Consider the following 13,537-nt stretch of genomic DNA (forward strand, 5'->3'; position numbering starts at 1 on the left):
CACAGGCGTTCGACTCAGGGTTGCTGTGCATCGAGCCGGACATGCGTGCGACCGATGGGCACGATGAGGGGCCGGTCCCCCACCGGGTCGTCGATCACCTTGGCGTGCAGTCCGAACGCCTCGCGCAGCAGCTCGGCGGTGATCACGTCCCGCGGGTGCCCCTGCGCCAGGACGGCCCCCGCGCGCATGACGACGAGGTTGTCGCTGTAGCGCGTGGCCAGATTCAGATCGTGCAGCACCATGACCACCGTGCGGCCCGACTCGTGCAGATCGTCCACCAGGTCGAGTACGTCGATGGCGTGCGCCAGGTCCAGATAGGTGGTCGGCTCGTCAAGCAGCAGCAGATCGGTGCCCTGGGCCAGGGCCATCGAGATCCACACGCGTTGGCGCTGCCCCCCGGAGAGCGAGTCGACGGGACGGTCGGCCAGGTCCGACACCCCGGTCATGGCGAGCGCGCGCTCCACGACACCGGCGTCGTCCGAGGACCACTGCCGCAGCCAGCTCTGGTGCGGGTGGCGTCCGCGGGCCACCAGGTCGGCGACGGTCAGCCCCTCCGGCGCGACCGGCGCCTGCGGCAGCAGGCCGAGCTTCCTGGCCACGTCCTTGGTCCGGAGCTTGACGATGTCCTCGCCGTCCAGCAGGACGGTGCCGCCGGTCGGCTTGAGCAGCCGGGTCAGGGTGCGCAGCAGGGTGGACTTGCCGCAGCCGTTGGGGCCGATGATCGTCGTGATCACTCCGGCCGGTATCGCCACGTCGAGCCCGTCGATGACGGTGCGACCGCCATACCCGACCGTGACGCCCCTGGCTGCCAACCGTGCGACGTCCTTGACGCCGGCATCGGCCGGGACGGTGAACTGAGCGGCCATAAGCCCCCCTTATTGAGGTTCGCCTTACTGACTACCATCTACCTGACGTTCGCCCGTACCAACAGGTAGACGAGGAACGGCCCGCCGATCGCGGCGGTGACCACACCGACGGGAAGACCGATCGGCAGCGCCGCGCGCGCGACCAGGTCCGAGCCGATCAGCAGCAGCGCGCCCACCAGCCCGGAGGCGATGATGGGCGGCGTCGGCCACTTCGCCAGGCGCATCGCCACCTGGGGCGCCACCAGCGCGACGAACGGCACCGGACCCGCGGCGCTCACCCCCACGGCGGCCAGTAGCACCGCGCACAGCAGCAGGACGGCCCGCACACGCGTGTACCGGACGCCCAGCCCGGCGGCGACTTCGTCGCCGAGGTGCATCGGCTTGAACGAGAAGGCGGCGGCGGCCACGACGACGACGAGGACCAGGGCGCACCAGAACGCCACGCGGACCTCGTCCCACGACCGGTTGTCCAGGGAACCGACCAGCCATGCCTGGGCCCGGGCGACATCCCTGAGGTCGGCCGAGACCAGCAGCCAGTTCTTGATCGCCTCCATCACGGCCGTCACCGAGATGCCGATGAGGATGAGCCGGAAGCCGTCGACCCCGCGCCGCCACGCGAGGAAGTACACCAGCAGCCCCGTGCCGAGACCGCCCAGGAGCGCAGCTGCCGACAGCCCGATCGACCCGGCGATCGCCGCGCCGGCTCCGCCCGAGACCGTCACCAGGAACACCGCGACGGCGCTCGCTCCGCCGGTGATCCCCAGGATGTCCGGGCTGGCCAGCGGATTGCGTGCCACGGACTGGGTGATCGCCCCGGACATGCCCAGCACGATGCCCACCAGGAGACCGGCCAGCGCGCGCGGCATCCTCAGGTCCATGACGACGAACTCGTCGACCTGTTCACCCTGGCCCAGGATCGTGGCGATCACCCGGGACAGGCCGACGGGGAAGTCCCCGATGCTGATGGAAAGGCAGAAGACCAGGAAGGTCGCCGCCATGAGGACCAGCGTGAGGAGCACGAGCCAGGGCCGCCAGAAGAACGACACCCGGCCGAGCCGCACGCCCGGCGCCACCACTGTCCGCGTCTTCACTTCGGTCCCGTTCATGCGCTCCTGAACTTTCCTCGCCACACCAGGACCGCGAAGAACGGGGCGCCCAGGAGCGCGACCACGACGCCCGCGTCCAGCTCACCGGGCCGCACCACCAGACGGCCCACGATGTCGCAGACCAGCAGGACACCTGCGCCGAGCAGACCCGCGTACGGCACCAGCCAGCGGTAGTCCGGGCCGGTCAGATAGCGGGCCACATGGGCCACCATGAGCCCGAGGAAGGCGATGGGCCCGCAGGCCGCGGTGGCCGCGCCGGCCAGCAGTGTGATGGAGACGATGCCGATGGTGCGGCTGGCCGCGAGGTTCACTCCCAGCCCGCGCGCCACATCGTCGCCCAGGTTGAGAAGGTTGAGGGCGGGCAGGGTGACCAGCGCCAGGACCAGCCCGGCGGCGATGAACGCGGTCACCGGCCAGATGACGTCGAACCCGACTCCGGCCACGGAGCCCGCGTTCCAGAACCGCAGCGCGTTCAGCGACTTCTGGTCGGAGAGCGCGACCGCTGTGGTCATCGCCGCGAGGAACACCGTGACGCCCTGTCCGGCGAGGGCGAGCGTCAGCGGGTTGCCCGCGCCCCTGCCGATGCTCGCCAGGCCGAAGACGAGGACACCCGCGACCGCCGCGCCCAGGAAGGCGAACCAGACGTACTGGAACGGGTTGCTGAGCCCGAGCACGGCGATCACCGACACCACGGCGAAGGAGGCCCCGGCGTTCACCCCCAACAGCCCTGTGTCGGCTATGGGGTTGCGCGTGTATCCCTGGATCAGCGCACCGCCCACCCCCAGGGCCAGGCCCGCCACGAGTGCGAGGACCGTACGGGGCAGGCGCACGGTCTGCACGATGAGCCGGATCTCGGTGAGCCGCTGGTCGGTATCGGGGTCCGCGAACAGCCCGTGCCAGACCTCGGCCGGGGTCAACGCGCGTGCGCCGACGGCCAGGGACACCGCGACCGCTGCCACCAGGGTCGCGGCGAGGACTCCCATCCCGGCAACCCGCCTTCTACGAAGGTGCGTTGACCCTGCGGGCGCAGGGCGTTCCACTGCAATCGCGCGCATGTCGACGAACGATATCCCTTTGATCGGAACGGGGACGCGGGCTTCAGCCCGCTGCCGCCTCAGCCGCACCCGTACCCCCCTCGACGACCGGCCGGGACTCGTCGGAGGTGGACTTGACGCGGCGGTCGAGCAGCGAGTCCAGGATTTCCCCGACCCGTATGGCGGTGTTGGAAAGCAAGGACGTCGTGATCCCGTGCGTGTGCTCCGTACCGCCCTGGAGGTAGATGCCGCAGCGCAGTTCGGGGCCGGTCGCGATCCGGTAGTCGCGCTCGACCCGGACGCGGCCCGCGTCGTCGCGCAGGCAGCGCCCGGCGACCTCGCCGAGCAGGCCGAGCGGATCGGCGGGGCTGTAGCCGGTGGCGAAGACCACGACATCGGCGTCCAGGGTGGATTCCTCGTCCGTCACCAGGGACTTCACCGTGGCGCGCACCCGGTCGTCCGCCGTTTCCACTCCGGTGACCCGGGACACGTTGAGGAAGCGCAGCCGTTCGGTGCCGAGGACCTTTTCCCGGTACATCTGCCGGTAGAGGTCGTCGATCAGGTCGATGTCCACCACGGAGTAGTTGGTGTTGCCGTGGTAGGCCATCAGTTGGCTCTTGACGTCCTCGGGCGCGGCGAAGTAGTCGTCGACCGCCGCGGGGTCGAAGATCCGGTTGGCGAAGCTGCTGTCGTCGGCGGGGCTGTAGCCGTATCGGGAGAACACCGCGCAGACCTCCGCGTCCGGGAAACGGCGGTGCAGATAGGCGACGTTCTCGGCGGCGCTCTGACCGGCTCCGACGACGACGAACCGGGAGGGCGACGCACCCTCCAGGCCGTCGACCTTCCGCAGCAGGTCTGAGTTGTGCCAGACCCTCTCCCCGCGCTCGACGCCGTCCGGCATGAGAGGGCGCAGCCCGGTACCGATGACGAGGTTGCGGGCCCGGTGCACCTCAAGGCCCTCTCGGGAACGGACGGTCACGTCGAGGTGCTCCACCACGCCGTCGCAGACGAACGGCGAGACGGAGACGACTTCGTGGCCGTAGGAGACCAGATCCTCGACCTGGGCCGCCGCCCACTCGAAGTAGTCGTGGAACTCCACCCGCAGCGGGAAGAGGTTCTTGTGGTTGATGAAATCGATCAGCCTGCCCCTGCTCTGCAGGTAGCAGAGGAAGCTGTACTGGCTGGCCGGGTTCCGGAGCGTCACCAGGTCCTTGAGGAAGGACACCTGCATGGTGGCGTCGTCGATGAGCATGCCCCGGTGCCAGCCGAAGCTCGCCTGCTGCTCGAAGAAGTGAGCGGTGACCGGCTCCTGCCCGCCGACGCCGGCGTTGTGCTCGCTGAGCGCGATCGCCATGGCCACATTGGACGGACCGAAGCCGATGCCGATGAGGTCGTGGACCAGCGGTGTGTCGCCAGGAAGAACCTGTGACATGTCACTCCCATCGTCCAGGAAGGACGCCTGTCAGGCGCGGAGGGAAGGCGAAGGATCGGCAGGCCGAAAGAGCCGCCCAATGTGAACTTAGGTGAGCCTAAGCTCACTTGGTGGCGTTGTCGATAGGGCCGACTGGCTGAGGCATTAGCTGACAGAGCGTCAACCATGGCTTGAAACAAGCCCTGTTGCAGCACCAGGTAAGGCTTGCTTTACTTGCCGCGGTCCATCCCCGCCCCAAGGAGGTACCCCATGCGGGTCGTCATGTTCGGTTACCAGACCTGGGGGCACCGCACCCTGCAAGCCCTCCTCGAATCCGAGCACACGGTGGTGCTGGTCGTGACGCACCCCAAGAGCGAGCACGCGTACGAGAGGATCTGGAGCGACTCCGTCGCCGACCTCGCCGAGGAGCACGGCGTGCCGGTCCTGATCCGCAACCGGCCCGACGACGAGGAGCTGTTCCAGCGCCTCAAGGAGGCGGACGCGGACATCATCGTGGCCAACAACTGGCGGACCTGGATCCCTCCGCGCATCTTCGGCCTTCCCCGGCACGGCACGCTGAACGTCCATGACTCACTGCTGCCGAAGTACGCCGGGTTCTCGCCGCTGATCTGGGCGCTGCTCAACGGCGAGAGCGAAGTCGGCGTGACCGCGCACCTGATGGACGAGGAACTCGACGCGGGTGACATCGTCCGGCAGGAGGCGATCCCGGTCGGACCGACGGACACCGCCACCGACCTCTTCCACCGGACCGTCGACCTCATCGCCCCGGTCACCATCGGCGCCCTCGACCTCATCGCCTCCGGGCAGACCGAGTTCACCCCGCAGGACCGCTCCCGGGCGACCTTCTTCCACAAGCGTTCCACCGAGGACATCCGCATCGACTGGAGCTGGCCGGCGGAAGACCTCGAACGCCTGGTCCGCGCCCAGTCCGCCCCGTACCCCAGCGCGTTCACCTACCACAAGGGCAAGCGGCTCGAAGTCCTCACCGCCGTCGTCTCCCGGAACAACTACGGCGGTACGCCCGGCCGCATCTTCTACCGGGAGGGCGAGGGCGTGGTCATCGTCGCCGGAGCCGGCGCCCGCACCGGCCGCAACCGCGGCCTGGCCATCACCCGCGTGCGGACGGAGGACGGCCGCGAACTGCCCGCGACCGACTACTTCACCTCCATGGGCGGGTACCTCACGGGGCGCCCCTGACACACCTGCGGCACACTCACACGTTCCGAACCGGCGGGTCCGGTCCGCGGCCGCAACGGCCTGCGGACCGGGCCCGCCGCGTTGCGCGCTCCCCCGGGTGTCCGGCGCGCCGGCGCCGACAGCAGTCCGGCCATCGCCAGCAGACCGGTGATCCCCTTTGTGCACCGTAATTCATCAAGAAGTTGACGATCAGTCAGCCATACCGGTGCCCATGAGCCGCCTGGCATGCTGCGCAGCAGGTCGACGGGTCGGCAGCTGCCGGGGCGTACGAGGTCGGCCACCTCCACGATCGCGGCGGGCGCCCCGCCCAACCCGTACCAGCACCGCCGTACGAGCCGCCGACGAGCCCGCGAGCAGCTGCCTGACGCCGCGTTCCCGTGGCGCGCACGGCAGCGGAACGGTCGTTCCGCACGGATGGCTCGCCCCAGCGAGGCCGCAGCGGCACCTCGGCGGCGGAACCGGGCCGCGTTCGAACAGGGGCATGAGCGGCCGACCGGCAGGGGCGGCCGACCTGCAGGGGCGGAGCCCGGTTCCGGATGCGCTCGCACCGGAGCCGGCTTCCGGATGGGTTCGCGCACACCTCTTGTTGATTGGTATGGACCAATGCCATCCTGCTGGCGCAGACACCACCCCCTAACTCCCCTCATGCGGGCTGGTGTTACTGAGACACCTCAAGAACCTCCCGACGGCCCCTACACGTACGAGAGTGAGCCCCGATGCCCTCTGCCCGGCGCCTTTTCGCCGCAGCCTCCGTTGTCGCCTCCGCCGCGACCTTCGTGTCCCTGACACCCTCGCCCGCGAGCGCGCACGGCTCCGTGTTCGGCCCGGTCAGCCGGGTGAGCGCCTGCTTCGCCGAAGGTCCGGAGGCGCCGAAGTCCCAGGTCTGCAAGGATCTTGTCGCCGACTCGGGGACGCAACCGCTGTACGACTGGAACGAGGTGAACATCGCCGACGCCGACGGCCGACACCAGGAGGTCATTCCCGACGGCAAGCTCTGTTCCGCCAACCGCGAGAAGTACCGCGCCCTGGACTGGGCCCGCACCGACTGGCCCGCCACGACGGTGGCCGCGGGTTCCTACGACTTCGACGTGAGGGTCACCGCGCCCCACCTGGGCACCATGACGATGTACATCACCAAGCAGGGCTTCGACCCGGCCAAGCCGTTGAAGTGGTCCGACCTGGACCCGACGCCAGTGGGTACCCATCCCACGCCACGCACCAGCGACAACGGCTACTACCACTTCACCGGCTCCCTCCCCGCCCGTACGGGCCGCCACATCATCTACAAGGTCTGGCAGCGCCACGACAGCCCCGAGGCGTTCTACGGCTGTTCGGATGTCGTCTTCGGCACAGCGGGCGCATCCGCTGCCAAGGTTCCGGCCGAGAACAGGATCGAGGCGGGCGCGGCCCACTCGACCGTCAGCCACAAGGGCCACGGCGGGGACGAGCACGCGCCCGTACTGGTCTCCGCCGCATCGCGGCCCGCCGACTCCCCGCTGTCAGGCGGCGTGGCCTGGGCAGCCGGCGCTTCCCTGTTCGCGGTGGGCGTCCTGCTCTTCGGCCGCGGCCGCCGCCGGACGAGCTGAGACACCGGCTCTCCGAGCTGCCCCTCGTCATCCAGCCTCGGACCTGGGCGCCGCTGCGAGGAGAGCCCGGGTACGGCCCGGCCCCCGCCTGCCGACCGCACGTTTCGCCACCTCCCGCCTCCGCGGAGCGGGTTGCGGTCGGCAGGCCGCCCGCGGCCGTATCCCGATCGGGCGACTCCGCAGCCTCACACCGCACACGCTGCTCCGGTGTTCAGAAGTACGTGGGCGAAATCCCGCGGGCACCCGGGAACTGTGGCCCGTCGACACCCGACTACTGGGACGCGGGCGGTGGACACCCGTCGCTCCGCAGGGTTCGGTGCCGGGGAAAGGTGTGGGATGGGCGGGCTGGACGTACGCATGAGAGGGGTGAGCTGTCGGCACGGCCGCGTCGAGGCGGTGTCCGAAGTCGACCTGGAGATCGCCGCCGGTGAGCGTGTGGCGCTGACGGGCACGAACGGCTCCGGTAAGACCACCTTGCTGCGCGCGATGCTCGGCCTGCACCGCCAGGTGACCGGATCGATCTCGGTCGGCGGCCGGGAGACCGGCTCCCCCGCCGAGTGGTCCTGGCGGCGCCGGGCATGCGCCTGGATACCCCAGAAGCCGGCCGCGGGCCGGTTCCCCCTCCTCGGTGCCGAGTTGCTCGCCAGCAGTACGGCGCCCCGGGACGCGGGCGAAGCCGCCTGTCGGCTGGGCGTCGGGGACCTGGTCGGACGTCCTCTGCACACGCTCTCCGGCGGCCAGTTGCAGCGTATGTATCTGGCCCGGGCGATCGGCTGCGTCGCCGCGGGTGCACAGGTGCTGCTGGCCGACGAGCCCACCGCCGCCCTGGACTTCAACGGGCAGGAGAAGGCTGCGGACGTCCTCACCTCACTGCCGGTCACCCTGGTCGTGGTGACGCACGACCGGGCTCTGGCCGGCCGTTGCGACCGCGTGCTGGAGATGGCGGCGGGCCGGCTGCGAGAGGTCCGGTGAACCCGGTCCACTTCGCCACCGCCGATCTGGGCGAGCTGCTCCAGCTGCTTCCCGTCCAGCGGGCCGGCCTCGCTCTGCTCCTCGCGGCGATCGGCCTGCCCGTCATCGGGGTGGTCATCGTCGGGCTCGACATCATGCCGGTCCGGTTCGCGATGATGCATGTGGCTCTGCTCGGTATCGCGGTCGGGCTGCTCACCGGCCTGGACCCCATGCTGTGCGCGCTCGTCGCCTGTGCACTCGCCGGAGCCGGAGTCGCCCCGCTCGCCCGCACACCCGACGGGCTGTCCGGAGCCATGGGCCTGCTGATGAGCCTGGCCATCGCTGCCGCACTGCTGCTGCTCGCCGTCTCGGGGGTCAACGCCTCCGGGGCCTTCGCCCTCCTGTGGGGGTCGATCCTCTCGGTCGGTACGTCCGACCTGATCGTGCTCGGCGTGCTGGCCGCCGCCGTCCCCGGCCTGTTCTGGTGGCGGCGGCGTGACATCGGCCTGCTCCTGCACGACCGGGAGCTGGCCCAGTGCTCCGGTGTCCCCGTCCGCGCGCTGACCGCGATTCTCCTCGTCCTCGTCGCGATCGCCGTAGCCGGGGCGATCAAGCTCACCGGCGCCCTCCTCGTCGACGCCCTGACGCTGCTCCCCGCGCTCGCCGCTCGCCGCCTGGGCAGCTCCCTGAAGTCGATCACCCTCTGGGCGGTCGGTATCGGGGTGGCCGTCAACGCGACCGGATTCCTGCTGGCCCTGTGGCTGGACTGGCCGCCCGGCCCCGTACTCGTCCTGACGGCGGGGGCTCTCGTCCTCGCCGTGCACTTCGTACCCGAACGGAGAATCAGCTCATGGCGCGCACCCGCGTCCGCATCACTTCCCTCCTCGCACTGAGCGCGGCACTCGCCCTCGTCACCGGCTGCGGAGACGGCACCGGCCCCAAGGCCTCCGACGACGCCCGGGCCGCAGCGAAGGACAAGCCTGTCGTGGTGGTGACCACGACCTGGGAGGGCGCTTTCGCGAAGGCCGCCGGAGCCGAGGACGTCAAGGTCATCGTGCCGCAGTCCGTCCACCACGCCCCGGACTACGACCCGAAGCCCTCGGACCTGGCTGCCGTGGCCGAAGCGGACTTCGTGCTGTACGCGCCCTTCGAGCCGTACGCGGCGAAGATCAAGGAGGCGGCGGGTTCCGGGGCGAGGCTGGTCGAGGTCGATCTCGACAACGACCCCGCCAAGGTCAGGGCGGAGGTCGGCAAACTGGGCGCGCTCTTCGGTACGGAGGACGCCGCGACGGAGTGGAAGGCCGGGTTCGATACCGAGTACGACCGGCTGAACAAGGATGTCCAGGGCGCATGGCCCGGCGGCAAGGCCCCCTCCGTCGTCTCCCAGGTCTTCACCACCTGGGCCGCGACGCTGGCGGGCGCCACCGTGGCGGGTACCTACGGGCCGGAAGCGGTGACTCCGGCGCAGCTCGCCGAACTCTCCGCGAAGCAGCCGTCCCTGGTGCTGGACAACGCCCATATGTCCACCGGGACGGTGCTGCCCGACTCCGGTGCCGAGCAGGTCGACATCGTCAACTACCCGGGGGACGACCTGGACCTGCTGTCGGTCTACCGCAACGCGGCGACCGAGCTCATGAAGGCCATGGGTACCTCCTGACCATTGGCCCGGCCACCCGGGCATGTCGTGACGGCGCCACTCCAGCCGTCACGACATGCCCGAGGGCCGGAGCAGGTGGCGAGAGTGTTCACGTGCGGCCACCTCACGAACCGATGGGGCCCGGCGGCCGTCCTTGGGTTCCAGGAGTCGTTGCGACACCCCGGTTCAAGGGGTGCGATGGGCTCCGGGGACGCCGTGCTGAGCCTGCCGTGGACTTTCGGCCAGGCGTTCCTTGAGGGCAGCGCGGTCGGGCTTGCCCGCGGGCGTCAGGGGTACCGACTCCACCACGAGGAGCCGTTCGGGGTGTTTGCGCCGCTCCAGCCCTCGTGCCGTCAGATGCTCGCCCAGGATGTCCAGCGTGGGAACCCCCGGGCCCCGCGCGACCACACAGGCCGCCAGCCGCTCGCCCATCAGCGGATCGGGGACGCCCACGCACACCACGTCGCGGACCTGGGGATGAGAGCGGAGTTCACGTTCGACCTCGGCCGGGCTGATGTTGGCGCCGCCGCGTATGACGATGTCCTTCAGACGTCCGACGACGTGCAGGACGCCGTCGGCGTCGAGGTAGCCGAGGTCGCCGGTGCGCACCCAGCCGTCGGGGGTGCGGTAGAGGGCGTCGAGATCCGGGGCGGCCACGTAGCACAGCGGTGTCATGGGCCCCCGTGAGACGATCTCGCCGATCTGGCCGTCGGGCAGGTGCTCGTGGGTCACGGGGGCCGCGATGCGGATCTCGGCGACCCGGGGGTCGGGGCGGCCCGCCACGACCCCCGAAGCGCTGGTCGGAGGCACCGTGCCGCCCAGCCCCGTGTGGCAGTTGACTCCGTCGGCGGAGCCGTAGAGGTTGACCACAGGGCAGCCGAAGACCTCGGCGGCGGCGAGTGCGGTGGTCTCGTCGAGCGGGGCACCGCCCAGGACCAGCGCGGTCGGGGGCGGCAGCGGCTCGCTCTCCGCGGCCGGCCGCTCCAGCATCATGCGGACCGCCGTGGGCACGCCGAGGACGTGGGTCGGCTCGTGCTCACGCATCGCCGCGAGGGCGGCCTCGGGCGAGAAGTGGTCGAGCAGGACCAGGGTGCCTCCGTGCCGTGCGAGGGTGACGGCGGTGCCGTTGGACCCGAAGGCGGAGGCGAGCGGTACGAGGAAGAGACAGCGCGGCGGTTTCCCGTCCGGGATGAGCGAGGCGAGGAAGTTTCCGCGCCCGCCGGCCAGCGCGTTGTGCGAGTACGCGATCATCTTCGGCTCGGCCTCGGAGCCCGAGGAGACCAGGATGCGCGCGGCGCTGTCGGGGTCCGGGCGGGCGGGGACGAAATCACCGGCGTCGGCGCGCATGAGGTCCGACCACGCGGTCGTTCCCTCGGGTGCGGTCCCGGGTCCGACCGCCACCACGTCGCGGAGGGCGGGCAGCCCCGGGGAGAGGGCGTGCAGGTCGGCCGCGTGGTGGCTGCCTCGGTACTCGATCGCGGCGATGACAGCGACGGCTTCGGCCCGGCGGAGCAGGGATTCGGCTTCCAGGGGGCCGCGGCCGGCCGGGAAGGGCAGGGCGACAGCGCCGAGGGCGGCCAGGGCCAGGTCGGCGATGACGGCGTTGCGGTTGTCGGGCAGTTGCACGCCCACCACGTCGCCCTCGCGTACGCCGAGATCCCGGAGGCCGGTGGCCAGGCATCGGACCTTGCGGTCCAGGGCGGTATAGCAGAGCTTTCCTTTGGCGTCCAGGACGGCCGTGTGGTGCAGGTCGGCGATCTGGCGGGCTCTGAAAAGGCTGTAGAGGTCGAGTCCCGGGCAGGTGCCGTCGGCCACCCAGGATCGGCGGAGTTCGGCGGGCAGCAGGTCGTGCGGGGAGAAGGTCACGCGAAGCTCCAGGGGTCGGGAACGGCGGGGGCACCATGCGCGTCACGGCTGATGGAGCCCGGGAACCGAGCGTCGTGGTGAAGGGTGGAGAGATCGGTGGTGACGGCAGTGGCGGTGAGACCCCGCTGACCCAGCCGGGTCAGCGCGTCGCTCGTGGAGAGTTCACGCAGGTCGTACGAGGCGGCAGCCTTGGCGCTCGCATCGGATGGGGCGATCCAGCCGTCGGCGGTGGGCAGCGGATGCCGGAACCCGGCGGGCCGCCGGGCGTCGTCCCCGGAGGCCACCCGCCGGAGCGCGGGGCCGGTCAGGGTGTCGGCGGCGCCGAGGAGGGAGGAGTCCACCCGTACGCCGCTGCCGGTGCGTTCCCTGAGCAGGAGTCCCGCGAGCACGGCTTCGGTGCCGTGCAGTCCCCCGAGCACGTCGAGCAGGGTCATCAGGGATGGGGCGGGCGCCTCGCCTTCGGGACGGACCGCCTCGCCCACCCCGGTACGGGCCTGCACCATGAAGTCGGTACCCATGGGGGCGCCCTGGAGCCGGTCGGCCCAACCGCTCGTGTAGGCGTAGACCAGGGCGGGGTTGACCGAGGCGAGGTCGTCGGCGTCGAGGCCGAGTTCGGCGGCCTTGCCCGGGGCCCAGTTGTGCAGGAAGACGTCGGCTTCCGCGGCCATCTCCCGCAGTCGACGCCGGTCGCCCTCCGCCTTGATGTCGATCTCCACGGCCTTCTTGCCCCGGTTGAGCGCGAGCCAGCGGGCGGATATGCCGGAGCAGGCGGGTGGCATGCCACGCAGCGGATCGCCGCCCGGCGGCTCGATCCGGATGATCTCGGCCCCCAGCAGACCCAGGAGGCAGGCGGAGAGGGGGGCCTGAATCCGTCGGCCCGCCTCCAGGACGGTCAGCCCGGCGAGCGGCTGGGCGGAGGAAGGGGCGGCTGCCGTACGGGTGCTCGTCGAGGCGGGGCCGCCGAGCGGCCGCAGCGACCAGGGCGCTGAGCCGTCGGCCTCCAGAGCCCGCTCCGCCAGGGTCCTCAGTACGCAGACCTCGGCGCCGGAATCCGCCGCGGCCTGCCGGATCCGCGGGAGGAGGTGCGCCCGGGTCACGGTGTGCAGTGCCTCGGGGAAGGGGGCGCAGGCGGTGGCGTAGCGGAACTGGAAAGGCCGCCACCCCGCCCGCACGGCGTCGGCCGGGGCATCCAGGGCCCGCCAGAACGCGGCCCAGGCTTCCGGGTCGAGGGTCTCCAGCTCGAACAGCACGCCTTCGGCCGAGGTGAAGGGCGGTCCGCCTGGGGCGAGTTCGGCTGATTCGCCCTCGTCGGCACCGGCCGCCGCCAGGTACTGGGAGACGGCGAGCAGCCCGGCCCGGTCGGCAGGGGCGATGAGGTGCGAGGACGCGGCTCCGCGGGCCTGCCCGACGAGGCCTGCGAGCAGTCCTTGGACGGTGAGGACCGCGGTGGCCGTCGCCGCGTAGTCGACTGCCAGGCCGCGCGGGCTTCCGTCGCGGCGGCCGTGGACGGCCATCATGCCGGTCGCGGCCTGTACGGTCGCCTCGTCGACGAGCCCGCCGGCGGGGTTCCCCCAGGTCGCGGTCGCACAGGCAGGACCGAAGCCCCCGCCGGAGAGCGTGATGCGGCCCGACGGGTCTGTGTGGTCGACCTCGTCGGGTCGCGCACCGAGCAGCCGCAGGTGCCGGGCGACGACACCGGTGATCTGCGGGGGCCCTGACGTGCCGAAACTCAGTGCGTCCAGGGGCCGGTCCGTCTGCGTGGTGGTGGGAAACGCCATGCCTCTCCTCTCCCGGCACGGCGGTGGCCGTCGCCCGGGTCGAACGGGATGCGGGAACTCGGAGAGGTGCTCACCCGACCAGTTC

At 71.0% G+C, this 13,537-nt stretch carries 11 protein-coding genes; 5 read left to right on the plus strand and 6 right to left on the minus strand.

From position 1 onward, the window contains the following. Positions 1–14: 14 nt before the first annotated feature. From RI138_RS01245 to RI138_RS01260, 4 genes are read right to left on the minus strand one after another with little or no spacing between them, the layout of a single operon-like run. Complete coding sequence (locus tag RI138_RS01245; protein WP_311118382.1) at positions 15–866, minus strand: ABC transporter ATP-binding protein; 852 nt, start codon at positions 864–866, stop codon at positions 15–17. A gap of 38 nt (positions 867–904) precedes the next feature. Next, positions 905–1,972 (minus strand): FecCD family ABC transporter permease, encoded by a 1,068-nt coding sequence (locus RI138_RS01250; RefSeq protein ID WP_311118383.1) that lies wholly within the window; start codon positions 1,970–1,972, stop codon positions 905–907. Further along, a complete protein-coding gene (locus tag RI138_RS01255; protein WP_311118384.1) occupies positions 1,969–3,027 on the minus strand; it encodes a FecCD family ABC transporter permease in 1,059 nt (352 codons plus the stop codon). Before RI138_RS01255 ends, RI138_RS01250 begins: the two co-directional genes overlap by 4 nt. 43 nt (positions 3,028–3,070) lie before the next feature. Continuing rightward, positions 3,071–4,438 (minus strand): lysine N(6)-hydroxylase/L-ornithine N(5)-oxygenase family protein, encoded by a 1,368-nt coding sequence (locus RI138_RS01260; RefSeq protein ID WP_311118385.1) that lies wholly within the window; start codon positions 4,436–4,438, stop codon positions 3,071–3,073. A gap of 249 nt (positions 4,439–4,687) precedes the next feature. On the opposite strand from RI138_RS01260, the gene RI138_RS01265 reads away from it, so the two are divergent. The 5 genes from RI138_RS01265 to RI138_RS01285 all read left to right on the plus strand — a co-directional run bounded on the left by RI138_RS01265 (position 4,688) and on the right by RI138_RS01285 (position 9,829). Then, positions 4,688–5,635, plus strand: coding sequence for a methionyl-tRNA formyltransferase (locus RI138_RS01265; RefSeq protein WP_311118386.1), 948 nt, complete (start codon positions 4,688–4,690; stop codon positions 5,633–5,635). A 716-nt stretch (positions 5,636–6,351) separates the two neighbouring features. Next, the gene (locus RI138_RS01270; RefSeq protein WP_311118387.1) at positions 6,352–7,221 is read left to right on the plus strand and encodes a lytic polysaccharide monooxygenase auxiliary activity family 9 protein; all 870 of its coding nucleotides are present in this window, start codon (positions 6,352–6,354) and stop codon (positions 7,219–7,221) included. Positions 7,222–7,557: 336 nt separating this feature from the next. Beyond that, positions 7,558–8,193, plus strand: coding sequence for a metal ABC transporter ATP-binding protein (locus RI138_RS01275; protein WP_311118388.1), 636 nt, complete (start codon positions 7,558–7,560; stop codon positions 8,191–8,193). Next, on the plus strand, positions 8,190–9,065 hold the full coding sequence (locus RI138_RS01280) for a metal ABC transporter permease (protein WP_311118389.1): 876 nt from the start codon (positions 8,190–8,192) through the stop codon (positions 9,063–9,065). The genes RI138_RS01275 and RI138_RS01280 overlap by 4 nt, the downstream gene beginning before the upstream one ends. Then, positions 9,023–9,829 carry a metal ABC transporter solute-binding protein, Zn/Mn family gene (locus tag RI138_RS01285; protein WP_311118390.1) on the plus strand — a complete coding sequence of 269 codons (807 nt, stop codon included), beginning with the start codon at positions 9,023–9,025 and terminating at the stop codon, positions 9,827–9,829. Before RI138_RS01280 ends, RI138_RS01285 begins: the two co-directional genes overlap by 43 nt. 165 nt (positions 9,830–9,994) lie before the next feature. On the opposite strand, the gene RI138_RS01290 is transcribed toward RI138_RS01285, so the two are convergent. Further along, positions 9,995–11,674: a class I adenylate-forming enzyme family protein gene (locus tag RI138_RS01290; RefSeq protein ID WP_311118391.1), complete on the minus strand. Its 1,680-nt coding sequence runs from the start codon at positions 11,672–11,674 to the stop codon at positions 9,995–9,997. After that, the gene (locus tag RI138_RS01295; protein WP_311118392.1) at positions 11,671–13,452 is read right to left on the minus strand and encodes a CoA transferase; all 1,782 of its coding nucleotides are present in this window, start codon (positions 13,450–13,452) and stop codon (positions 11,671–11,673) included. Before RI138_RS01295 ends, RI138_RS01290 begins: the two co-directional genes overlap by 4 nt. Between the last annotated feature and the right edge of the window lie 85 nt (positions 13,453–13,537).

Source organism: Streptomyces durocortorensis (assembly GCF_031760065.1).
Taxonomy (GTDB): domain Bacteria; phylum Actinomycetota; class Actinomycetes; order Streptomycetales; family Streptomycetaceae; genus Streptomyces.

What these genes read in the sequence shown, in the direction of transcription:
- RI138_RS01245 (WP_311118382.1), bottom strand. Translation starts at nt 866, where the DNA reads ATGGCCGCTCAGTTCACCGTCCCGGCCGATGCCGGCGTCAAGGACGTC.
- RI138_RS01250 (WP_311118383.1), bottom strand. Translation starts at nt 1,972, where the DNA reads ATGAACGGGACCGAAGTGAAGACGCGGACAGTGGTGGCGCCGGGCGTG.
- RI138_RS01255 (WP_311118384.1), bottom strand. Translation starts at nt 3,027, where the DNA reads ATGCGCGCGATTGCAGTGGAACGCCCTGCGCCCGCAGGGTCAACGCAC.
- RI138_RS01260 (WP_311118385.1), bottom strand. Translation starts at nt 4,438, where the DNA reads ATGTCACAGGTTCTTCCTGGCGACACACCGCTGGTCCACGACCTCATC.
- RI138_RS01265 (WP_311118386.1), top strand. Translation starts at nt 4,688, where the DNA reads ATGCGGGTCGTCATGTTCGGTTACCAGACCTGGGGGCACCGCACCCTG.
- RI138_RS01270 (WP_311118387.1), top strand. Translation starts at nt 6,352, where the DNA reads ATGCCCTCTGCCCGGCGCCTTTTCGCCGCAGCCTCCGTTGTCGCCTCC.
- RI138_RS01275 (WP_311118388.1), top strand. Translation starts at nt 7,558, where the DNA reads ATGGGCGGGCTGGACGTACGCATGAGAGGGGTGAGCTGTCGGCACGGC.
- RI138_RS01285 (WP_311118390.1), top strand. Translation starts at nt 9,023, where the DNA reads ATGGCGCGCACCCGCGTCCGCATCACTTCCCTCCTCGCACTGAGCGCG.
- RI138_RS01295 (WP_311118392.1), bottom strand. Translation starts at nt 13,452, where the DNA reads ATGGCGTTTCCCACCACCACGCAGACGGACCGGCCCCTGGACGCACTG.